Raw genomic sequence first — 20,374 nt, forward strand, 5'->3', positions numbered from 1 at the left:
CGCGACGTCACCTGACATCAGTCGGTCATGTCGATCCAGATCCGCGCCAGTTCGGCCTTGGTCATCGTGCCGCATTCGGCCGCATCGATGCCGACGCTCATCTCAAGCTGGGTGCAGGGCGCCGGGCCCTGAGCGGTTTCGGCCGGACGCTCGATCGTGACGGTCTCGCCGGTCTGCGTTTCAGCCTCGTCGGGGCCGGTGACGGCCAGCGCTGCTCCGGGCACGAGGGCAATGGCAAGAAGGACGGATTTCAAGGTCTCAGACATCTCACGTTCCTCTAAATACAAACTGAACTGTTTGGTTCGCATTCCTTGGATAATACAACTGGGTTAAAGCTGTCCAGAAAAAATGAACTGAACAGTTCAGTTATTTTTGCACAAGGAGACCTGCGGAAATGAAGGCCCAGCCGTCTGCTGTCGAATTCGCTTGGTCCGGCCTGCGGCTGCCGCTATCCGAGTGAGGCATGCTGGCCGTATTCCTCAAGACGTTACCGTTCTTCTTGTTGATCGGGTTGGGCTACGGCGCAGGACGAACGCGGTTTTTCCCGCCCGAGGCGACCGCCTATCTGACCAAGTTCGTCTTCTATTTCGCCCTTTCCGCGATGCTGTTCGGGTTTGCCGCCAATCTGCAGCTGGCCGAGGTGTTGGACTGGCCGTTTGTCAGCGCCTACCTGATCGGCACCGCGGTGATCTACGGCATCGCGACGGCGGTCGCCCTGCTGCGCCGGCGGGGCGTTCAGGAGGCGGCGGTCGAGGCGCAGTGCGCCGTGATCGGCAATGTCGGTTTTCTGGGCATCCCCATGCTGGTCCTTCTATTGGGCCCCGAGGCGATCGGGCCGGTTATGTTGGTGCTGGCCGTCGACCTGATCGTTTTCGGCAGCCTCATCGTCATTCTCATCACCGGTGCGCGGGATGGGCGCCTGTCGCCCCGCATCCTTGTCACGGTCGCCCTTGGCCTTCTGCGCAACCCGATGATCGTTGCAATCACCCTTGGCCTCGCCTGGTCGGCGCTCGAGCTGCCGATCCCGCAGCCGATGGGCGAGTTCCTGACGATCCTCGGCGCGGCGGCAACCCCCGGAGCGCTCTTTGCGATCGGCGCGTCGCTGGCGACGAAATCGGCCGAGCGGCTGAGCGTTGCCGGATGGCTGACCTTCTGCAAGCTGGTGCTCCATCCCGCTGCGGTGGCCCTGTGCGCACTCGTCTTGTTCGAGATCGACCCCTATGCGGCGGCGGTGATGATTGCGGCAGCCGCCCTGCCCGTGGCCGGGAACGTCTTCATCCTGGCGGAGCATTACCGGATCGCACCAGGCCGGGCATCGGCGGCGATTTTCGTTTCGACCGTTCTGAGCGTTGCGACCCTTCCTGTCGTCATTGCGTGGGTGACAGGATCGGGCGGGTGAGTTAGCGAAATCTGAAGGGGTCGCGCGCTGGCAGGAGAGGAGAACGCGGAATGTCCATCCAGGCGGTCGTATTCGACATCGGAAACGTGCTGATCGAATGGCAGCCCGAGCGGGTCTATGACCGGCTGATCGGGGAGGAGCGGCGGCGCACGCTGTTCGCCGAGGTCGACCTGCATCAGATGAACGACCGGGTGGATCGAGGAGCCAACTGGAAGGCGCAGGTCGAGGCCATGGCAGAAGCCCATCCGGCCTGGGCCGAGGAGATCCGCATATGGCATGACCGCTGGCTTGAGATGGCGTCGCCTGCGATCGATCATTCAGTCCGGCTGTTGCGTGCGTTGCGACGGGCGGAGGTGCCGACCTTTGCGCTGTCGAATTTCGGCATTCAGACCTTCGAAGTGGGCGAGCGGGAATATCCGTTCCTGGAGGAGTTCGACCGGCGCTACATCTCGGGCCATCTTGGCGAGGTGAAGCCTGAGCCGCGGATCTACGAGATCGTCGAGGAAGACAGCGGAGTTGCGCCCGGTGCGCTTCTGTTCACAGACGACCGGGCGGAGAACGTCGCGGTTGCCGCCGAGCGGGGCTGGCAGACGCATCACTTCGACGGGTCCGAGGGTTTCGCGGAGCGGCTGGTGGCCGAGGGGCTTCTGACGCCCGAGCAGGCAGCGTGAGCCTCCCCGTCATTTCATTTGAGGCGGGGGAACGTCATCTGACCTGGCACGGCGTGCTGGACGCCATCGCGAAGGGCCATGAACGGCCCAGGGCCGAGATCGGGGATACGTTTCTGCATCAGGGGGACCGAACGCTTCTGTCGCGGGCAGCGTGGATCGCTGGGCTTGGGGCGGCGGTGAAGACGGCGACGGTGGTACCTGAGAATGCCGCCGCCGGAAAGCCGGTCATCAACGGGGGCTTGTGTCTTTATTCCGACGTGGACGGGACGCTCGAGGCGCTGGTCGACTTTCACCTCGTGACCAAGTGGAAGACGGCGGGAGATAGCCTGTTGGCCGCCCGGAGACTGGCGCGGGACGACAGCCGGAACATCCTGCTTGTCGGCGCGGGGACCGTCGCCCGGTCGCTGGTCGACGGCTACAGGGCGCTTTTTCCTGGGGCGGCCATACGGATCTGGAGCCGCACCGGAGACAGCGCACGCGCCTTGGCCAACGAGACTGCGGCCGAGGTCGCCGCGTCGCTCGAGGACGCGGTGCGGGAGGCCGACATCATCTCGACCGCGACCATGTCGCAGACGCCGCTGATCCGTGGCGACTGGCTGCGCCCCGGGCAGCATCTGGACCTGATCGGCGCCTACAAATCCGACATGCGCGAAGCCGACGATACGGCCATCGCCCGGGGGCGGCTTTTCGTTGACAGCCGGGAGACCACGGTTCATCACATTGGAGAATTGATGATACCATTGGAAAATAACGTGATTTCCGAGTTTGATGTTCTTGCGGACTTCTATGAGCCCGCGAAGATGGTGCGCGACGGGCCCGACGATCTGACGATCTTCAAGAATGGAGGCGGCGCGCATATGGACCTGATGGTCGCCCGCCACGTGCTGGAGGTCTGGCGGGACGGAGGGGAGGCAACATGACGACGCTTTGGATCCTGGTCCTTGCGCTTGTAGCGGTGCTCGCCCTGCCCTTCGTGCTGGAATGGCGCAAAAAGGACCCTGACCCGGAGGAGGCGCCGGGCGAGTTCGTGGAGCTGTCGCAAGGCAAGACCCATTATCGCTGGCTGGGCCCCGTGCGGGGGCCGGTGATCGTCGCGATCCATGGGCTGACGACACCGTCGGTGATCTGGGAGTCGGTCGCCGCCTCTTTCGGCAAGCTGGGCTATCGGACGCTGGTTTATGACCTTTACGGGCGGGGGTTTTCGGACGCGCCGCGCGGGGCCCAGAACGCCGCCTTCTTCCATCGTCAGCTGGACGAATTGCTTGCGAAGCTTGGCCTGTCCGACGAGTTGACGGTGATGGGGTATTCCATGGGCGGGTCGATCGCGACGTCCTGGGCCGCGCTCAACCCCGAGCGGGTGCGGCAGGTGGTCCTTCTTGCATCGACCGGCGTGGAAACGGTCGAGGGGCCGGAAAGCCAGTGGATCCGCCGTGTGCCCCTTTTGGGCGGCTGGCTGCACCGGGTGATGAGCGGGCGTCAGGCGCGCGCCACTTTCGATGACGGCGGCAGCGAGGTTGCCAACCTTGCCGAGGTGCAGGCAGCGCAATACCAGCGGAAGGGGTTCGTCGACGCCGTCCTGTCGAGCCGGCGCGGTATCCTTTCAAAGAAGATGGAGGAGGCCCATCGGAAGCTCTTCCAGACCGAGATCCCGGTCTTTGCTGTCTGGGGCAAACAGGATGCGATGATCCCGATCAGCGCGCTGGGCAAGCTGGCGCAGTGGAACCGCGACGCCCATCAGGCGGTGATCGACGAGGCCGATCACGGGCTGCCCTATACGCATGGGCGGCAGGCGGTGTCAGAGCTGCGCGATCTGATGATCAAGGTGCGGCCGGACTAGGCTAGGCCACCGCGCGTGCCGGAAGGGGCCGTTCCTTGATCGGCAGGTGAACGATGGCCGAGAAGGCGCCAACGGCGACGCCGACCCACCAAACCGTCTCATAGGTGCCGTACGCATCGTAGAGCGCACCGCCCAGCCAGACCCCGACGAAGCTGCCCAGCTGGTGGCTGAGGAAGACGATCCCGTAAAGCGTGCCCATGTAGCGCAGCCCGTAGATATGGGCGACGAGGCCGGAGGTCAGCGGAACCGTGGCAAGCCACAGGCTGCCCATCGCGATGGAGAAAAGGATCACTGTTTCGGGGGTGATCGGGAACAGGAAGAAGAGCGCGCCGACGATGGTCCGGGCGGTGTAAATGCCGGCGAGCAGATACTTTTTCGTGTAGCGCTTGCCTGCCCAGCCTGCCGCGAGGGTACCCGCGATGTTCGCAAGGCCGATGAGGGAGATCGCCACCGCGCCGAGGGCCGAGGTGGTCGTGATGCCGATGTTGTGGAGCATCCCGCCGGGGGCGATGGGGCCGCACATCTCGGTCACCAGCGCCGGGAAGTGGGCGGTGATGAAGGCCAGCTGGTAGCCGCAAGAGAAAAAGCCAAGGAAAATCAAGGCATAAGATGGGTCGCGGAAAGCCCGGCCGAGGATCGCCCCCATGCTTTCCTCAAGCTCTGCCTTCGTCGCGGGTTCGGGCGAACGCATCATCGGCAGACAGGCCAGCGTGGCGAGGATGACGCCTGCGAAAACAACGAAGACCATCTGCCAGCTCATCATGCTCAGCAGCCATTCGGCCAACGGCGCGCCGAAGACCTGCCCGGCAGACCCGGCCGCCGTGGCTATGGCGAGCGCCATCGACCGGTTGTCGTCGGACGCGGCGCGTCCCACGACTGCCAGGATCACGCCAAAGCCCGTACCGGCGATGCCGAAGCCCACCAGCACCTCGTAGAACTGGTGCGCGATGGGCGTGGTGGCCCCCGCCGACAGGAGTAGCCCCAACGCGTAGATGATCGCGCCGATGATGATCGCCTTGCGATCGCCGATCTTTTCCGCGATCGCTCCGAAGATCGGCTGTCCGATGCCCCAGGCGAGGTTCTGGATCGCGATCGCCAGCGAGAAATCCGTGCGGAGCCAGCCGAACTCTTCCGCGATGGGAATCTGGAACACCCCGAAGCTCGCGCGGATCGCGAAGCTGATCATGATGATGATGCAGCCCGCAACGAGGACGGGAGTGATGAGGGTTGCGCGCGTCTCCATGTTTTGAATCAGTGCTTAGGGCGCAGGCCTACGTCAAACGAGTTAATTTGACGTGTACGATCAAGAATTTTTGTGGCCGAAGCGGCCGCTTTTCTGCAGCGCGCCCGTCGGTTATGCCGCTGGGACGGCAGGGAGACGGGTTTTGACAGGCGTTCTGGAGCTTTACCGGCAGAAAGTGGCGGATGGATTTCTGACGGCCGATCCGGCGCAGGAGGCGGTGCTGGAGGAGTTCGCGCGTATCCGCGCGGCCCTGCACGAGGCGCCCAAGCGCGGGCTGTTCCGCAAGGCGCCGGAGCCGCCCAGGGGGCTCTACCTCTGGGGCGGGGTCGGGCGCGGCAAGTCGATGCTGATGGACCTCTTCGCCGCGACGCTGGAGGTGCCCTGCCGGAGGGTGCATTTCCACGCCTTCATGCAGGAGGTTCAGGCCGGTCTGGCCGAAGCGCGGGCGGCCGGAAAGGACGACGCGATCGGGCCCGTGGCCGACCGGATCATCGATGCCGTCCGGTGCCTTGCCTTCGACGAGATGCAGATCACCGACATCGCCGATGCGATGATCGTGGGGCGGTTGTTCCAGAAGCTGTTCGATGGGGGGGTCGTGGTCGTCACGACCTCGAACCGGGTGCCGGGGGATCTGTACAAGGATGGGCTCAACCGTCAGCTTTTCCTGCCGTTTATCGAGCTACTGAACGAGCGGATGGTCGTGCGGGAGCTGACATCTCCCACGGATTACCGGCAGGACCGGCTGGCTGGAGAGCAGGTCTATTTCAGCCCCATCGACAGCGACGCGCGGGAGGCTGTCGACGCGATCTGGCGCGATTTGGCGGGTGGTGGCGGAGAGCCTTTGGTGTTGCGCGTGAAGGGGCGGGATGTGGAGCTGCCGGCGTTTTCGAACGGGGTGGCGCGGGGGCGCTTCTACGAGCTGTGCGGGAAGCCTCTGGGCCCTGCGGATTATCTGGCCGTGGCCGAGGCGGTGCGGGTGCTGATCCTGGAGGATATCCCGCAACTGGGGCGGTCCAACTTCAACGAAGCAAGGCGGTTCGTGACGCTGATCGACGCCTTGTACGAGGCGAAGGTGCGGCTGATCTGTACCGCGGCGGCGGTGCCGGAGATGCTGTATGTCGAAGGCGAGGGGTCGTTCGAATTCGAGCGGACGGCGAGCCGACTGCGCGAGATGCAAAGCGAAGGGTGGGGCGGCTGACTTCTGGCGGTCAGCCTGCCCCCTGAGGTCGCGTCAGAGGTCCTGCGCGCGTGCGCGCGGACGCGGTCCGCCGCGGGTTCCGTCCAGTTCCGCAAGGATCGGGCTGCTCGATTTTTCTCTTGCCTTCTCAGTATCTTGAAGCAGGACGGGGAGGTGCAGTGCGGTTGCCAAGCGGGCCGTGATCTCGTCCGGCCGGTCGACGCTGAGGGAAAGCATCGCGGCGAGAGCGAAGGCGGTTCCGCAGATGGCGCCGCCGGGGGTACGGGTCCGTTTCTTCAGAAGCGGCTTGCTGAGGTAAAGCGTTGATCTTGAACGCGATTCCGAAGCAATCGGGGCTTTGTGGACGTAAGTCACTCTTCTCATCCTCACCCCCCAGGGCGGGTTGCACATTTGGTATAAACGGGGTGACAGACCCCAGTCACTTGTTACTGAGGCAACATATAGAAGGGAAAAATGCCGCCGGTCAAAAGAAAAACGAATCGTGTGACCACTTTTCGAAACGGCGATTCGCGGTGTCGGCATCCCGTCGGCTTTTGGTCGGCTTTCTGTCGGACATGTTCGTCGGCCACAGGCGCCTCTTTTCGTTAAAAAACAGGGGGCCGGGATTTTTGTCGGTCCGGGATCTATCGGCGACAGCTTATGGGTTGGGCCAATCCATAAGCGGTGACTTATGGAAACCTGCCCGAAAGGAGATCTCTAACCTTGCGCCCGGAGCGTAGCGAGACGTCCGGCAGCTACTTCTCCTAGGCCCCTTTTTCCGCGGTCAAGCGTCCCGGCCTACCGTAGGCAGAGGCAGCACCGTCGGCACACATGTCGCCGGTTTGATACCTCTCAATGCAACGCTGTCGCTGTGATTATAGACGTGGGCGGCGCCAGAGGCGTGCGGACCCTGAATTCGAGCGTACGATGATGTTGAGGACGAAAGTATTCCGACTGTTGTCTTTTGTTGCGACGCTCCTTTTTCTTCAGTCGTGCGGTGATTTCATCGACAACGCGTTGGGCATCAACAGTGACCCGTCACAGAACCGGCCGATGTCGCTGGATGGCGTCTGGTCGGGCCGTTTCTCTCCCGCTCAGAAGTGGCGGCATCTCACCCACAATTATCCGGATCCGCTGAAAAAGCCGTGCGTCACGTCGGGGGCCGATGTTCGACTCGAGGTGGACGGAGAAACCGTGACGGGACAGGTGCTGACAGACGAGGGGCAGCGGCTTGACCTAAAGGGCGAAGCCTGGGCCGGTGCGTGGCACACCGGCAGAAACTCAATCAATGGCACACTTCACTTAAGAGGCCGCCAAATCGGTCATGTTTTTCTTCGCCCGGGCGCAGGTCGGGATCAGATAACCGGGACCTACAGATTTCGATTGAGCCCAGACCGATACAGTTGCAGCAATGCTGTAACGCTGACACGCATCGCCGGTCCCGCGCCTTAGAAAACCAGCGTCATCCGGCAAAGAATATCCGCATACCTCACTCTTGCGACAGCCGCAGCACCTCTCCCGCGAGGTAGAGGGAGCCGCAGATCAGGATGCGGGCGGTGGGGGTCTCTTCCGCGATTTCCCGGAGGGCGGTGAGGACGTCTGACGCGGGCTGGGCTGGGAGACCGGCCTTTTGGGCCGCGGCGGCGGTTTCCTCGGCCGAGAGGGTCGCGGTGGTGTCAGGGATGGTGACGGTGTGGACGTCCGCGCCGAGGGCCTTGAAGGGGGCGAAGAAGCCGGAGGCGTCCTTGGTGTTGAGGAGGCCCGCGACGAGCCGAAGGGGGCGGGGTGGCATCCCGGACAAGGTATTGGCGATGGCCTGACCGGCGGCAGGGTTGTGGCCGCCATCGAGCCAGAGTTCGGCCTGGGGCACAGCGTCGGCCAGCGGGCCGGTGCGCAGACGCTGGAGGCGGGCGGGCCAGCGGGCCTGGGTGACGGCGGCCTCGCAGGCGGGTTCCTTGACGCCCAGTTGGCGCAGGACGGCGAGCGCGGTGCCGGCATTGCCGATCTGGTGGGCGCCGGGGAGGTTGGGGAGCGGCAGGTCAAGGAGGCCGGTTTCGTCTTGGAAGACAAGGCGGCCGCGCTCCTCGGTTACGTGCCAGTGCTGGCCGTGGATCAGGAGGGGGGCGCCGATCTCCCGGGCCTTGGCCTCGATCACGTCGAGGGCTTCGTCGTGCTGTCTGGCGATGATGGCGGGGATGTTGCGCTTGAGGATGCCCGCTTTTTCGCCAGCAATATCGGCGAGGGTGGGGCCGAGATATTGCTCGTGGTCGAAATAGACGGGGGTGATGACGGAGAGCTTCGGCGTGACGACGTTGGTGGCGTCGAGGCGGCCGCCCAGCCCGACCTCGAGCAGGAGGTAATCGGCCGGATGGCGGGCGAAGGCGAGGAAGGCGGCGCAGGTCGTGATCTCGAAATAGGTGATCGGAGCGCCGTCATTGGCTTTCTCGCACTCGTCGAGGAGGCGGGAAAGGTCATCTTCCGCGATGAGGTCGCCCGCGAGGCGGATGCGTTCGTGGAAGCGGACGAGGTGGGGGGAGGTGTAGGCGTGGACGCTGTGGCCCGCCGCCTCGAGCCCCGCGCGGATCATGGCGAGGGTGGAGCCCTTGCCGTTGGTCCCGGCGATGTGGATGACGAGCGGGGTCTGCTCCTGCGGGTTGCCGAGGCGGTCGAGCAGGCGCCACATCCGATCGAGCGTGAGGTCGATGATCTTGGGGTGCAGCGTCATGAGCCGCGCGAGAATGGTGTCGGAGGGGTCAGCCATGACAGGAGACCCGCAACAGATGGCTTCTAAGAGAGATCGCTAGCCCAATGGTCCCGCCCGGCGGCAAAGCCGGGCAGCGCCCGACCGTTCGAGACGCTTTCGCCGCGCCACTGGCCCGACGGCCGTCTCGGACCCCACGGGGGTGAATGCCGAAAAAGAAATCGTCCAGTGGACGGTTTCCGGCATGAACGGGCAGAGCCCGGCGCTTTCCCGCCCCGTCAGGTCGGGCGCTGCCCTCTTCGGTTAGCGGCGCTCTCATATCGTCGAGGTCCGGCTTTCTACGACGACGGCTTCTCCCCCTTTTCCTCCGGCTGGATCGGGTCGGAGAGGACGAGGGGGGGTTGGTCGGGGGCGTCGGGGCCGTTGGCCGGCGCCGGGAGGTCCCCCTTGATGGCCGGGGGCATGCCAAGCAGCATCCGGGTGATCGCGATCAGCTCATCCCGCATCTCGGTCCGCGGGGTCACGCGGTCGAGCATGCCATGGTCGAGGAGGTATTCGGCCCGCTGGAAGCCTTCGGGCAGCTTTTCGCGGATGGTCTGTTCGATCACGCGGGGACCGGCGAAGCAGATCAGCGCGTTGGGCTCGGCGACGTGGACGTCGCCCAGCATCGCGTAGGAGGCGGTCACGCCGCCGGTCGTCGGGTGCGTCAGGACGACGATGTAGGGCAGGCCCGCCTCTTTCAGCAGCTGCACGGCGACGGTCGTGCGGGGCATCTGCATGAGCGACAGGATCCCCTCCTGCATCCGCGCGCCGCCTGCGGCGGAGAAGAGGATGAGGGGACGCTTGAGCTTCACCGCGCGTTCGGCGGCAGCGATGATCGCGTTGCCCACATACATGCCCATGGAGCCCGCCATGAATGTGAAGTCCTGAGCCGCGGCGACGATGGGGGTGCGGCCCATCTCGCCTTCGGCGACCAGCATCGCCTCATTCTCGCCGGTGGTGCGGCGGGCTTCCTTGATACGGTCGGGATAACGCTTCTGGTCGCGGAAATGCAGAGGGTCGGTGATGGGCTCGGGCACCTTGACCTCGGTATAGATGCCGCCGTCGAACAGCGCCGCGAAACGGTCGCGCGGCGTGATGTTCATGTGGTGGCCGCAATTGGTGCAGACGTTGAGGTTGTCGCTGAGTTCGCGGTGGAACAGCATCGTTCCGCATTCGTCGCACTTGGTCCACAGGTTCTCGGGCACTTCCCGGCGCGAGAAGATCGAATTGATCCGGGGGCGGACGTAGTTGGTGATCCAGTTCATGGGCGACCTTTCCTGACGCGTCCCGGGAGATAATCCCCCGCGGGCGCGGATGCAATCAGACGCGCAGGGCGACGCGGGCGGCGAGCCAGAGGTTGAGGACGGTCAGAAGGCTGGGCCAGAGGGGCGGTTCGATGGCCCCTTCCGTCGGCGTGACGAAGAGCGCGAGGCCGTCGAGCAGCCCCTCCATCCCCACGAAGAGGATGCCGATCGTGTTGTTGACGAGATGCAGCGCGATGGCGGGGCCGAGCGAGCCGGTGCGCGCGGTCAGGTCGCCGAGGGCGAGGCCCATGGCGAAGGTGATCGCGATATAGGTGAGCGCGCCGGAAAGGCTTTCGGAATTGCCCGCATGGAGCAGGCCGAAGAGCAGCGCGGGGATGCCAAGCCAGAGGCGCGGATCGGACAGCTTGGCGGCGAGCTGGCTTTGCAGGTAGCCGCGGAAGACCAGTTCTTCAGCCGATACCTGCAGGAAGATCGCGCCGAGGGCGAAGGGCAGGAAGCCGAGCCAGGTGGAGAAGGCCAGGTTCGGCTCGATCGGGCCGGTGTCGCCGCCGCCGGGGACGAGGAAGGCGATGGCGGCGAGGACAGCGAGCGCGGCGAGCGCGGTGCGGCGGAAATCGGCGACAAAGCGGTCGCGGTCGCCGAAGAGGGAGAAGAGGCCACGCTTGTGCAGGAGCGGCAGGATGATTGCGACCGCGAGGATGTAGAGCCCGAACGAGGCGAGCGCGAGCGTGGTGCCGAGCGGCGTGCTGTAGTCGCGGGCCGAGACGGGAAGGGCCGCGTAGAGAGGCGCAAGGAGGAGCGCGCCGAGGATCAGCGGCGTCAGCGCGATGGCGACGAACCCGCCGAGCGTACGCCAGAGCCCGTTCGAGCCGCGGGCGGGATCGGAGAGATAGCGTTGGGGGCCGTAAGACATGGAGGGGAGGTAAGCCGTGGGCGGCGGCGGAGCAATGGGGGAGTTCATTCGGCTCATTCGCGGCGGCGGGCGGGGTTTGGCGGAGAAAGCACGGGCTCTCGCATTACACCCGTTGATCAAGGTATCTCGCGCAAATCGGCGGGTTGGGAGCGCAACGGCACCCTCGCGGGATTTTTGTAAGCGTGGACAGCAGAGACCACGCTAGCGCTTCGCAGGGTCGCTTGACGCGCATCGGAGAGAGACGGGGCCTATCGGGGGAAGATAATTGACAGAAGCTCAGAGCCGCCCTCACGAGCTTCCGAAACTGTTGCTTATTATCAATACCTTGGCGGGATGTGCCTTTCCCGGCAGCTTCTCGTTACCCGTCACGATCGGGCGCTCTATCGTCGCGACCGTTGAAACCTGACTTTGAGCCAAGGAATTGCCATGCGATATCTTCCCCTGCTGCTGCCGCTTCTCCTGTCCGCCTGCTTCACCATCCCGCCGAGCACCCCGGAACAGCTGAGTGCCTTCGATGTCGGCCGCGACAGGGTCTATCTAGTCGACAACTCCAGTTACGACACGTTCATGTTCGGCCTGCAATTTTGCCCGGTGACGCAAGGTATGATGCGCAGCTGCAGCAGTGTCGGGCGGAACAAGTCCGGATACTCCTTCGGGCGTAATCCGTTCTATCCGGACCAGCAGGAGGTCATCCTGGGCTCTGGAGAGGATCGGTTCCGGGTCATGTCGGCAAGCTATTACCGATCGGGCATCTATGGCTTTATCTTCGGCTCGAACAGTTCCAGCGAGCTGATACCGCTGCGCGCGACCGATGTGGTCGATCTTTCGCCGGGGACGGTGAATGTACTGGGCCTGCGAGAGGACGATCCGCAGGCGGTTGCGTTCGTCCGGCAGCTGATGATCCAGAACCTGGGGCCCGAGGCGGCGAACCTGACCTACAAGCCGGCCCGGATCCTGCCGACAAGCTGTCAGTCGCGGCTGTTTGGCGCGACGACCTGCGCGATCAGCGGCGCCGGGACCTGATCTCGGACGGCGTCCGGGAGGTTCAGCCGTCTTAGCTGTGGGACCGATACGCTGTTTGGTTGGCTGGACCTCTATGTGTTCAAAGCCGCTGCGACGCGGGGGAGGGCTGTCGCGAAGTGCTCTTCCTCGATCTCGGGGCCCTGCAGGCGGAGGGGCGGGAGTTTCTTGCGCTTCAGGGCCTTGCCCGTGCGCATCTCGTAGGCGAGGGGCGGCGCGTCGCGGAGGGTGTTGCAGGCGCTTGCCTCTCCGGTGAAGAGCGAGGTGTCGAAGCTGTCGGGGTCGGCCAGGGTGGTCTCGAAGACCTCCCTGCCCTGCAGGATCAGCCAGCAGCGGAAGCCTTCGAACGCATCGTCGGAGCAGCCGTCCTGCGGGAGGGAGGCAAGCGCCCAGATATCGCTGCGGTAGGCTTGCGCGTCCAGCTCGCGCAACAGCGTGTCGAAAGCCTTGATCGGCGTCGCCTTGAACATGGCGAGCCTGTCCGTGATCGCGTCGATCTGTTCGGCGGGGCTGCCATCGCCCTGGGTGCCGATGACCTCCCAGAAGATGTCCGTATCCATCTTGCGGGGGTCGGGTTTGCCCGTGGGGCGGCGGCGTTCCTCTGCTTCGACCTCCTCCCGGTCGGCGGCAAGGCGGGCGAGTTGGGCCTCGGTCGCTCCGGCGCGGAGGAAGATATCGCGGGCCGTGTCCATCATCGCGAGGAGGCCGGATTTGTAGCGGGGGATATCGCGGATCAGGTTTTCGTGCGAGTTGCGCTGCAGTTTTTCGCTGGCCGCCCAGTAGGGGGACATCTTGAAGCCGCGTTTGCGTTCGTCGATCCGCGACCAGAACGGCGACTTCTGCAGCGCGAGGTAGTTGCGCCATATGCGGATGGCGCGCTGACCCTGCCCCGCCGCGATCAGACGCTCCAACGCGTCGAGCATGCCCTGGTGCGGCGGGCCGAAGGCGATCTCGAACGTATAGGTGTACTGGCTTTCGATCTGTGCGTAGAGGCCGCGGGCGAAATAGGCGTCTTCGATTTCGATCGCGGCCCTTTCCCCCGCCGCGTTCGCCTTGCTGAACTCGTTGAAGAGGCGGTCATCGTGATAGAGGTTCGAAACGTGTTCCATGAGCCGGTCGAGGTCTTTCGACAAGCTGTCGTAGCGGGGGCGGAAGACCTCGGTCTCGCTAAGCGGGATCTCGTCGTACATGGCGGGTACTCTTGAGCTGCTGGGACGAGGTATCGCGATTTGGTTTTTCGGTTTCAATTGCTTGTGGCGGCCCGGCTTAAACCGGACCGCGGATATGTTGCGCTAGCGGCGCAGGGCCACGCGGGCGGCGAGCCAGATGTTGAGGATGACCGCCAGCTCGATCAGGGGGTCGTGTTCAAGCGGGGTCCCGTTCAGGGGGATGACGAAGAGGGCGTATCCGTAGGCCCAGTCGTCGAAGGCCACCAGGAAGATGGCGTAGAAGTTCACCGCGAAGTGCAACCCGAGCGCGGCGCCGAGGGTGCCGGTGCGGGCGGTCAGGTCGGCGGCGGCCATGCCGAAGGCGGTTGTGGCCAGGACATAGGCGACCGAGCCCTCGGTCGTTTCGGCATTGCCCCAGTGCAGGAGCCCGAAAAGCACGGAGGGCAGCCCGATCCAGATAGCGGGGTGGGTGAAGCGGGCGGCGAGCTGGCTTTGCAGGTAGCCGCGGAAGACCAGTTCTTCAGCCGAGATCTGGATGAAGAGAAACACGCACATCAGCGGCAGAAGCAGGAGCCATTGGCCGGGATGGAGATTGGGCACGGGTTCGCCGTAATCCGGAGAGGGCAGAAACGTGAGCAGCCCGGAGAGAAGGATGAAGGCGGCCATCACCCGGATGAAGTCGCGGACCGCCTGGGGCAGGTCTCCCAGCAGCTCGAGGACCCCGCGCCGGTGGAAGAGCCGCATCACGGCTTCGAGCGCGATGGTGGCAATCGCGAAGAGGCCGAGGGTGATGGCGACGCCGAAGGGCGTGTCGCCGACCTCGCTCTCGTCATAGATGCGCCAGCTGAGGTCGGCGGGCAAGATGGCGTAGGCAACCTCGAACGCGCCGTAGCCCAACGCGAAGATCAGGGCGATCAGGCAGAGGAATCCGACGATGACGCGCCAGAGGCTTCGACTGGGCCGGGCCAGTAGGACAAGCTGGTCGTGCGGGGCGTAGGACATGGCCGCGACCCTAGGCAGGTGCGGCCGGTGCAACAATCAGGCCCGAAATTCTCGGTTGCTTGGGTGTGGCCGGTAAGACAGCCGCCCGGCGGGCTACGGCTACGGCTACGGCTGCGAGGCGGGCCGGGCCGTCTTGCGGATGGCGGCGAGGGTTACGGGCGGGCCGATCAGTTCGAAGATGACGGTGCTGGCCACGGTGAAGGCCATGATCGTCGCGGCCCTGTCGGGAAGAGCCTCGCCCGCGACCAGCGCCATGCCGATGGCGACGCCGGCCTGCGGCATCAGCGCGGGGCCGTAGAGCGGCGCCTCCTCGGGCGGGACCCGGCCGAGCACGGCCCCGATCCATCCGCCCGCGAGGCGGGAGACGATGCGCAGGGCGACATAGAGGGCGCCCAACCACCCGATGAGGCGCAGCGCCTCGACCTCGAGCGAGGCACCGGCGAGGAGGAAGAAGAGGATCATGAACGGCCACTGGATGTGCTCGATCTCGTGGAAGGCCCGGTCGTGGTGGCGCGCGAGGTTGGCGATCACCGCGCCAGCCGTCATGCCGGTGATGAGAAATGACATCTCGAGCCAGAGGGCGAGGCCGGCGGTGAGAAAGACGATGCCGATCGCTTCGGCCTGGAGCGGTTCGCCCGGGGCCAATCGCCCGGTGAGGTAGGCCGCCGGAATACCGAGCCCGAGGCCGAGCGCGATGGAGCCGCCAATTTCCCACCCCGCTCCCATCGCGAGCACCGCCCACCCATCCGTCTGACCGACGACGACGAGCGCGATGCTGAAGGCGATCAGACCCCAGGCATCGTCGATGGCGACGACGCCCTTGAGCGTTTCGGTAAAGTCGTTCTCGACCCCCGACTGGTGGATCACGTCGGCCATGGCGGCGGGTGCCGTCGCCGTCGCGATGGCGCCGAGGATGACGGCGAGGCCGGGCTCCATGCCCGCGAGGATCAGCCCCGCCGACACGATCAGCAGCGTGGCCCCCGCCATGACGAGCGAGATCGCGAGGATCGCGCGGCCGTGGCTGGCGAGGTTTGCCCGCGTGAGCGACCCGCCCAGAAGGAAGGCTACCATGGTCAGCGCGACGATCGACAGCGTGTCGAACCATTCCGACACACCTTCGGGAACGAGGCCCAGACCGGCCTCTCCCGCCAGAAGGCCGAGGATCAGGAGCATGGTGACGCGGGGCAGCCGGGTGATCCGTCCGGCCTCGTCCGCGGCCAGACCGGCAAGGAAGAGAACACCCAGTGTGATGAGAAGCGGGGCAATATCCATGGCGGGCACGCTGACAGGGCCGGATGGCGGCGTCTTTGATCCGTGTCATGTGTCTTTCCCGCGCAAAGCCGTCTTGTGGTGCCTGAGGGGCTTTCGTAGACCGGGGTGACGCTTTCGAGGGAGGACCGGGGATGCTGAAGGGCAAGATCGACAAGGCGAAACTGCCGAGCCGCCATGTGACGGAAGGGCCGCAGCGGGCGCCGCACCGGTCGTACTTTTACGCGATGGGGCTGAGCGAGGAAGAGATCGCGCAGCCTTTCGTCGGCGTCGCGACCTGCTGGAACGAGGCCGCCCCGTGCAACATCGCCCTGAACCGTCAGGCGCAGGCGGTCAAGCTGGGCGTGAAGCACGCGAACGGCACGCCGCGGGAATTCACCACGATCACCGTCACCGATGGGATCGCGATGGGGCATGAGGGGATGCGGTCGTCCCTGGCCTCGCGCGAAGCGATCGCCGATACGGTCGAACTGACGATGCGCGGCCATTGCTACGACGCGATCGTGGGCCTGGCCGGGTGCGACAAGTCGCTGCCGGGGATGATGATGGCGATGGTCCGGCTGAACGTGCCATCGGTCTTCATCTATGGCGGGTCGATCCTGCCGGGGCGTCTGGATGGCAAGGACGTGACCGTTCAGGACGTGTTCGAGGCGGTGGGCCAGCATCAGGCGGGCAATTACTCGGACGAACAGCTGGCGGTGCTGGAGCGCGTCGCCTGCCCGTCCGCCGGGGCCTGCGGCGGGCAGTTCACGGCGAACACGATGGCCTGTGTGTCGGAGGCAATCGGGCTGGCCTTGCCGAACTCGTCGGGGGCGCCTGCGCCTTACGAAAGCCGGGACCAGTACTGCGTGGCCTCGGGCGAGGCGGTGATGGTGCTGCTGGAGAAAGGCATCCGCGCGCGGGACGTGGTGACGCGGAAATCGCTGGAGAACGCGGCGCGCGTCGTCGCCTGCACCGGCGGGTCGACCAATGCGGGGCTGCACCTGCCCGCGATCGCCCACGAGGCCGGGATCGATTTCGACCTCGACGATGTCTGCGCGATCTTCCGGGACACGCCCTATTTCGTCGATCTCAAGCCGGGCGGAAATTACGTGGCCAAGGACCTTTACGAGGCGGGCGGCGTGCCCGTCGTGATGAAGGAGCTCAGGAAGGCCGGGCTGGTCCATGAGGAGTGCATGACGGCCACGGGCCGGACCATGGGCGAGGAGCTGGATATCGTCACGCGCGAGGCCGACGGGCGGGTGATCTATCCGGTCGAGACGCCGCTGACCCCGACGGGGGGTGTTGTGGGCCTCAAGGGCAATCTGGCGCCGGAAGGGGCCATCGTGAAGGTCGCCGGGATCCCCGCGGAAGATCAGGTCTTCGAAGGCCCCGCGCGGGTATTCGAATGCGAAGAAGACGCGTTCGAAGCGGTCAAGAAGCGGGACTACAAGGAAGGCGAGGTGATCGTCATCCGCAACGAAGGCCCCGCGGGCGGCCCCGGCATGCGCGAGATGCTGGCGACGACCGCCGCGATCTCGGGCCAGGGGATGGGTAAGAAGGTGGCGCTGATCACCGACGGCCGGTTCTCGGGCGCGACGCGTGGCTTCTGCGTGGGGCATGTAGGCCCCGAAGCGGCCCATTGCGGACCGATCGCTTTGGTGCGCAACGGCGACGTGATCCGGATCGATGCCGTGAAGGGCGAGATCTCGGTCGATCTGAGCGAAGAGGAGCTGGCGTCCCGCAAGGAGGCATGGGCCGGCCCGCGCGACACGATCTATGCCAGCGGGGCGCTCTGGAAGTATGCGCAGCTTGTGGGGTCAACGCGGCTGGGCGCGGTAACGCATCCCGGCGCGAAAAGCGAGCGGCATGTGTATGCGGATATTTGAGGGGCCATTCCGAACTAGTTGCGCGGGCGGGTCATCATACTGACCACAGACGTAGATTGACTGCCGAATTTTGCATATTTTTGGCCAGATGAAGAGGATGACGCTCTGCAATGGGCGCGCGTTAAGGTTAATGGATGATAAGGTTAACGAGTTTGCTTGTTGTAGGTGAGCTTGGGAGTCCAGACCTTAGCCATGATCCACACGCTGAGCGCGATGGGGAGGTCTTGGGCAAGGCTGGTGAACTCTGCCCAGCTAGTTGAGCGGTGACAACATCGCTTGAGCCGTTTCCTTAAACGAAGGATCGGGAACCTCGATAAGCATGTCGCTTCTGAGTAGCCAAAAGTTTACGATCGCATGGATGTTATGCAGGCGCTCTTCCTGCATGATCTTGGATAGAATTGCTTTCTCTTCTTCGATTTCGGTTTTCTTCAGGCGACCTTGCAGCTCCTCTGAGTATTCTTCATCCGTTTTGATAAACAGCTCATCCAGATGATCTAGGTATTCATCCCGACCACCTTCAAATCCGGTCTGCATACCTGCTTCATTTTTGTGCTCTTTGATCCAAGCCTGATACTTCTCCGCAATCCGCCCAAATTTCGGAGCTCCAATCATCTCGGTGCCGTAAATGAAACTATCGATAAGAAAGCCTGATCTTCGTTCGCCGATATCCATGTTATAAGTCAGCTGACTATGTCCACCATTCAGGACCTGACCGAGATAGTACCCAAGACTATAGAATGCTCTCAGCCTCTTCGATGGTGAGACGCTTTCGGATAAGACGACAAGATCGGCAAACTCCCACGCATCGTACTCGATATCCGAGATGGAGTTTCGCCGGAGCGTACTTCCAGGAAGAGGAATGCTGTCGATAACCCTCATTATCATGAAAGACGGTTTTGAGATGAGACGACCCGCGTCCTCAGAAACAGATAAAGCGGCAGGCCGCAGCTGACGCCGATGCCGAAGGTCGCCGGGATGGCCAGCAGGGCGATCCAGTTGCGGCGGGCCCAGACCTCGGCCACGATCCAGGCGGTCAGCGCGATGGCGGCGATGGTCAGGTCCCAGACGAGGCCGGAGGTCGCGTCGTTCACGTACCAGGCGTCGATCATCGGGCCGAGCTGCCAACCATGCTCCATGAACCAGGACACGAAATAGGACATCGGGTGGATCGCGCCCCAGATGGCCAGCGCAAGGTAGGTCAGCCGGAGCGGAGACATCAAAGCCCGACGATCACCGTCACGGGGCCGCGGCCGACGCCGACCGTGGCGCCCACATCCGTGTTGCCGTGGCTGTCGATCCCGATCGTGACGTCAGGGCCGATCGTGTAGGCCGGACGCTCTGGCGCGCCGTCGGCGCCGCAAGCGGCGAGGAGGCCGAGGCCGACAAGCGCGGGTATCAGGCGAGCTGCTCTTTCCATCTGGCGATCTGTTCCCTTACGCGAACCGGGGCCGTGCCGCCGTAGCTGGTGCGCGAGGCGACGGAGGCTTCGACGGTCAGCACATCGTAGACGGATTCCGTGATGCCGTCATGGATGGATTTCATCTGCTCGAGCGTGAGGTCGGGAAGATCACAGCCCTTTGCCTCGGCCAGGGCCACGAGGCGGCCGGTGATGTGGTGCGCCTCGCGGAACGGCAGGCCCAGGACGCGGACCAGCCAGTCGGCGAGGTCGGTCGCGGTGGAAAAGCCCGACGCGGCGGCGGCGCGCAGGGCGCCCTGGTTGGCGGTCATGTCGCCCACCATCCCGGTCATCGCGGCCAGCGCCAGCATCAGCGCGTCGGCGGCGTCGAAGACGGGTTCCTTATCTTCCTGCATGTCCTTGGAATAGGTCAGCGGCAGGCCCTTCATGACCGTCATCAGTGCGATGTTGGCGCCCAGGATGCGGCCGATCTTGGCGCGGATCAGCTCGGCCGCGTCGGGGTTCTTCTTCTGCGGCATGATGGACGAACCGGTCGAGAAGCGGTCCGACAGGGTGACGAAGCGGAACTGGGCGGAGGACCAGATCACCAGTTCCTCGGCGAAGCGGGAGAGGTGCATCGCGGTGATCGAGGCGGCGGCGAGGAATTCCAGCGCGAAGTCGCGGTCGGCGACCGCGTCGAGCGAGTTGGCCGACGGGCCGTCGAAGCCCAGCGCCTCGGCCGTCATCTGCCGGTCGATAGGGAAGGACGTTCCGGCGAGGGCCGCCGCGCCCAGGGGCGAGAGGTTCATCCGCTTGCGCGCATCGGCAAAGCGGGCGCGGTCGCGGGCGAACATCTCGACATAGGCCAGCATGTGGTGGCCCCAGGTGACGGGCTGCGCCGTCTGCAAGTGGGTGAAGCCGGGCATGACCCAGTCGGTCCCCGCCTCGGCCTGAGCGAGGAGCGCGCGCAAGAGAGCGACGAGCGCCTCGTCCAGCGCGTCGCATTGGGCGCGGACCCACATGCGGAAATCAAGCGCCACCTGATCGTTCCGCGACCGCGCCGTATGGAGCCGCCCCGCCGGTTCGCCGATCAGGTCGCGCAGCCGCGCCTCCACGTTCATGTGGATGTCCTCGAGGGCCGCCGAGAACGGAAAGTCCCCGCCCTCGATCTCTGACAACACCGTGAGGAGGCCTTCCCGGATCGCGTCGGCATCGCTACCGCTGATGATGCCCGTCGCCGCCAGCATGGCGGCATGGGCCCGCGAGCCTTCGATGTCTTCGCGCGCGAGCCGCTGGTCGAACCCGATCGAGGCATTAATTGCCTCCATGATCGCGTCCGGCCCAGCGGCAAAGCGCCCGCCCCACATCCGGTTCGAGGTCTCGGTCATTCTAGCGCCTTTCA

Annotated in this window: 20 protein-coding genes; 8 read left to right on the top strand and 12 right to left on the bottom strand. The window is 64.7% G+C overall.

The genetic code is table 11. From position 1 onward, the window contains the following. Window positions 1–17 precede the first annotated feature (17 nt). Window positions 18–266, bottom strand: coding sequence for a hypothetical protein (locus AADZ90_RS00340; protein WP_367311462.1), 249 nt, complete (start codon window positions 264–266; stop codon window positions 18–20). Window positions 267–463: 197 nt separating this feature from the next. Between AADZ90_RS00340 and AADZ90_RS00345 the strand changes: the two genes are divergently transcribed. The 4 genes from AADZ90_RS00345 to AADZ90_RS00360 are packed head-to-tail and all read left to right on the top strand — an operon-like array spanning window position 464 to window position 3,907. Further along, entirely contained in the window at window positions 464–1,399 is a 936-nt protein-coding gene (locus AADZ90_RS00345; protein WP_367311461.1) for an AEC family transporter, read from the top strand. 50 nt (window positions 1,400–1,449) lie between these two features. Beyond that, window positions 1,450–2,070, top strand: coding sequence for an HAD family hydrolase (locus AADZ90_RS00350; protein WP_367311460.1), 621 nt, complete (start codon window positions 1,450–1,452; stop codon window positions 2,068–2,070). After that, window positions 2,067–2,990 (top strand): ornithine cyclodeaminase family protein, encoded by a 924-nt coding sequence (locus tag AADZ90_RS00355; RefSeq protein WP_367311459.1) that lies wholly within the window; start codon window positions 2,067–2,069, stop codon window positions 2,988–2,990. Before AADZ90_RS00350 ends, AADZ90_RS00355 begins: the two co-directional genes overlap by 4 nt. Next, on the top strand, window positions 2,987–3,907 hold the full coding sequence (locus AADZ90_RS00360) for an alpha/beta fold hydrolase (RefSeq protein WP_367311458.1): 921 nt from the start codon (window positions 2,987–2,989) through the stop codon (window positions 3,905–3,907). Before AADZ90_RS00355 ends, AADZ90_RS00360 begins: the two co-directional genes overlap by 4 nt. A gap of 1 nt (window position 3,908) precedes the next feature. On the opposite strand, the gene AADZ90_RS00365 is transcribed toward AADZ90_RS00360, so the two are convergent. Then, on the bottom strand, window positions 3,909–5,150 hold the full coding sequence (locus AADZ90_RS00365) for an MFS transporter (protein WP_367311457.1): 1,242 nt from the start codon (window positions 5,148–5,150) through the stop codon (window positions 3,909–3,911). A 142-nt stretch (window positions 5,151–5,292) separates the two neighbouring features. Between AADZ90_RS00365 and zapE the strand changes: the two genes are divergently transcribed. Both zapE and AADZ90_RS00375 read left to right on the top strand, forming a co-directional pair. Next, window positions 5,293–6,348 (top strand): cell division protein ZapE, encoded by a 1,056-nt coding sequence (gene zapE / locus AADZ90_RS00370; RefSeq protein WP_367311456.1) that lies wholly within the window; start codon window positions 5,293–5,295, stop codon window positions 6,346–6,348. Between the two features lie 906 nt (window positions 6,349–7,254). Further along, a complete protein-coding gene (locus AADZ90_RS00375) occupies window positions 7,255–7,779 on the top strand; it encodes a hypothetical protein (RefSeq protein WP_367311455.1) in 525 nt (174 codons plus the stop codon). Between the two features lie 37 nt (window positions 7,780–7,816). On the opposite strand, the gene AADZ90_RS00380 is transcribed toward AADZ90_RS00375, so the two are convergent. The 3 genes from AADZ90_RS00380 to AADZ90_RS00390 form a co-directional block, all read right to left on the bottom strand. Next, window positions 7,817–9,088: a bifunctional folylpolyglutamate synthase/dihydrofolate synthase gene (locus AADZ90_RS00380; protein ID WP_367311454.1), complete on the bottom strand. Its 1,272-nt coding sequence runs from the start codon at window positions 9,086–9,088 to the stop codon at window positions 7,817–7,819. 278 nt (window positions 9,089–9,366) lie between these two features. After that, a complete protein-coding gene (accD, locus tag AADZ90_RS00385) occupies window positions 9,367–10,335 on the bottom strand; it encodes an acetyl-CoA carboxylase, carboxyltransferase subunit beta (protein ID WP_367311453.1) in 969 nt (322 codons plus the stop codon). Between the two features lie 55 nt (window positions 10,336–10,390). Further along, a complete protein-coding gene (locus AADZ90_RS00390) occupies window positions 10,391–11,296 on the bottom strand; it encodes a CPBP family intramembrane glutamic endopeptidase (RefSeq protein ID WP_411996911.1) in 906 nt (301 codons plus the stop codon). A gap of 378 nt (window positions 11,297–11,674) precedes the next feature. Here AADZ90_RS00390 and AADZ90_RS00395 point away from each other — a divergent pair, with 378 nt between their 5' ends. Next, window positions 11,675–12,271, top strand: a complete 597-nt coding sequence (locus AADZ90_RS00395) for a hypothetical protein (RefSeq protein WP_367311451.1) — start codon at window positions 11,675–11,677, stop codon at window positions 12,269–12,271. A gap of 71 nt (window positions 12,272–12,342) precedes the next feature. Here the strand turns inward: AADZ90_RS00395 and AADZ90_RS00400 are convergent, their stop codons facing one another. From AADZ90_RS00400 to AADZ90_RS00410, 3 genes are all read right to left on the bottom strand, one after another. Beyond that, window positions 12,343–13,458 carry a DUF4240 domain-containing protein gene (locus AADZ90_RS00400; RefSeq protein WP_367311450.1) on the bottom strand — a complete coding sequence of 372 codons (1,116 nt, stop codon included), beginning with the start codon at window positions 13,456–13,458 and terminating at the stop codon, window positions 12,343–12,345. Between the two features lie 102 nt (window positions 13,459–13,560). Next, complete coding sequence (locus tag AADZ90_RS00405; RefSeq protein WP_367311449.1) at window positions 13,561–14,439, bottom strand: CPBP family intramembrane glutamic endopeptidase; 879 nt, start codon at window positions 14,437–14,439, stop codon at window positions 13,561–13,563. A 105-nt stretch (window positions 14,440–14,544) separates the two neighbouring features. After that, window positions 14,545–15,711, bottom strand: a complete 1,167-nt coding sequence (locus AADZ90_RS00410) for a cation:proton antiporter (RefSeq protein ID WP_367311448.1) — start codon at window positions 15,709–15,711, stop codon at window positions 14,545–14,547. 131 nt (window positions 15,712–15,842) lie between these two features. On the opposite strand from AADZ90_RS00410, the gene ilvD reads away from it, so the two are divergent. Next, on the top strand, window positions 15,843–17,576 hold the full coding sequence (gene ilvD, locus AADZ90_RS00415) for a dihydroxy-acid dehydratase (RefSeq protein WP_367311447.1): 1,734 nt from the start codon (window positions 15,843–15,845) through the stop codon (window positions 17,574–17,576). Between the two features lie 252 nt (window positions 17,577–17,828). On the opposite strand, the gene AADZ90_RS00420 is transcribed toward ilvD, so the two are convergent. Genes AADZ90_RS00420 through argH form a run of 4 tightly spaced genes read right to left on the bottom strand, consistent with a single transcriptional unit; the run spans window position 17,829 to window position 20,360 of the window. Next, window positions 17,829–18,461, bottom strand: coding sequence for a DMP19 family protein (locus tag AADZ90_RS00420; RefSeq protein WP_425474919.1), 633 nt, complete (start codon window positions 18,459–18,461; stop codon window positions 17,829–17,831). Further along, a complete protein-coding gene (locus AADZ90_RS00425) occupies window positions 18,458–18,793 on the bottom strand; it encodes a DUF2834 domain-containing protein (RefSeq protein ID WP_367311445.1) in 336 nt (111 codons plus the stop codon). Before AADZ90_RS00425 ends, AADZ90_RS00420 begins: the two co-directional genes overlap by 4 nt. Then, window positions 18,793–18,993, bottom strand: a complete 201-nt coding sequence (locus tag AADZ90_RS00430) for a hypothetical protein (protein ID WP_367311444.1) — start codon at window positions 18,991–18,993, stop codon at window positions 18,793–18,795. The genes AADZ90_RS00425 and AADZ90_RS00430 overlap by 1 nt, the downstream gene beginning before the upstream one ends. Beyond that, complete coding sequence (gene argH / locus AADZ90_RS00435; protein WP_367311443.1) at window positions 18,972–20,360, bottom strand: argininosuccinate lyase; 1,389 nt, start codon at window positions 20,358–20,360, stop codon at window positions 18,972–18,974. Before argH ends, AADZ90_RS00430 begins: the two co-directional genes overlap by 22 nt. Window positions 20,361–20,374: the final 14 nt, after the last annotated feature.

The organism is Aestuariibius violaceus (assembly GCF_040779325.2).
Classification (GTDB): Bacteria; Pseudomonadota; Alphaproteobacteria; order Rhodobacterales; family Rhodobacteraceae; genus Aestuariibius; species Aestuariibius violaceus.

Excerpts from the sequence above, each read along its gene's own strand:
- AADZ90_RS00340 (WP_367311462.1), bottom strand. The coding sequence starts at position 266 with ATGTCTGAGACCTTGAAATCCGTCCTTCTTGCCATTGCCCTCGTGCCC.
- AADZ90_RS00345 (WP_367311461.1), top strand. The coding sequence starts at position 464 with ATGCTGGCCGTATTCCTCAAGACGTTACCGTTCTTCTTGTTGATCGGG.
- AADZ90_RS00350 (WP_367311460.1), top strand. The coding sequence starts at position 1,450 with ATGTCCATCCAGGCGGTCGTATTCGACATCGGAAACGTGCTGATCGAA.
- AADZ90_RS00360 (WP_367311458.1), top strand. The coding sequence starts at position 2,987 with ATGACGACGCTTTGGATCCTGGTCCTTGCGCTTGTAGCGGTGCTCGCC.
- AADZ90_RS00365 (WP_367311457.1), bottom strand. The coding sequence starts at position 5,150 with ATGGAGACGCGCGCAACCCTCATCACTCCCGTCCTCGTTGCGGGCTGC.
- AADZ90_RS00375 (WP_367311455.1), top strand. The coding sequence starts at position 7,255 with ATGATGTTGAGGACGAAAGTATTCCGACTGTTGTCTTTTGTTGCGACG.
- AADZ90_RS00380 (WP_367311454.1), bottom strand. The coding sequence starts at position 9,088 with ATGGCTGACCCCTCCGACACCATTCTCGCGCGGCTCATGACGCTGCAC.
- accD (WP_367311453.1), bottom strand. The coding sequence starts at position 10,335 with ATGAACTGGATCACCAACTACGTCCGCCCCCGGATCAATTCGATCTTC.
- AADZ90_RS00390 (WP_411996911.1), bottom strand. The coding sequence starts at position 11,296 with ATGAACTCCCCCATTGCTCCGCCGCCGCCCACGGCTTACCTCCCCTCC.
- AADZ90_RS00395 (WP_367311451.1), top strand. The coding sequence starts at position 11,675 with ATGCGATATCTTCCCCTGCTGCTGCCGCTTCTCCTGTCCGCCTGCTTC.
- AADZ90_RS00400 (WP_367311450.1), bottom strand. The coding sequence starts at position 13,458 with ATGTACGACGAGATCCCGCTTAGCGAGACCGAGGTCTTCCGCCCCCGC.
- AADZ90_RS00405 (WP_367311449.1), bottom strand. The coding sequence starts at position 14,439 with ATGTCCTACGCCCCGCACGACCAGCTTGTCCTACTGGCCCGGCCCAGT.
- AADZ90_RS00410 (WP_367311448.1), bottom strand. The coding sequence starts at position 15,711 with ATGGATATTGCCCCGCTTCTCATCACACTGGGTGTTCTCTTCCTTGCC.
- ilvD (WP_367311447.1), top strand. The coding sequence starts at position 15,843 with ATGCTGAAGGGCAAGATCGACAAGGCGAAACTGCCGAGCCGCCATGTG.
- AADZ90_RS00420 (WP_425474919.1), bottom strand. The coding sequence starts at position 18,461 with ATGATAATGAGGGTTATCGACAGCATTCCTCTTCCTGGAAGTACGCTC.
- AADZ90_RS00425 (WP_367311445.1), bottom strand. The coding sequence starts at position 18,793 with ATGTCTCCGCTCCGGCTGACCTACCTTGCGCTGGCCATCTGGGGCGCG.
- AADZ90_RS00430 (WP_367311444.1), bottom strand. The coding sequence starts at position 18,993 with ATGGAAAGAGCAGCTCGCCTGATACCCGCGCTTGTCGGCCTCGGCCTC.
- argH (WP_367311443.1), bottom strand. The coding sequence starts at position 20,360 with ATGACCGAGACCTCGAACCGGATGTGGGGCGGGCGCTTTGCCGCTGGG.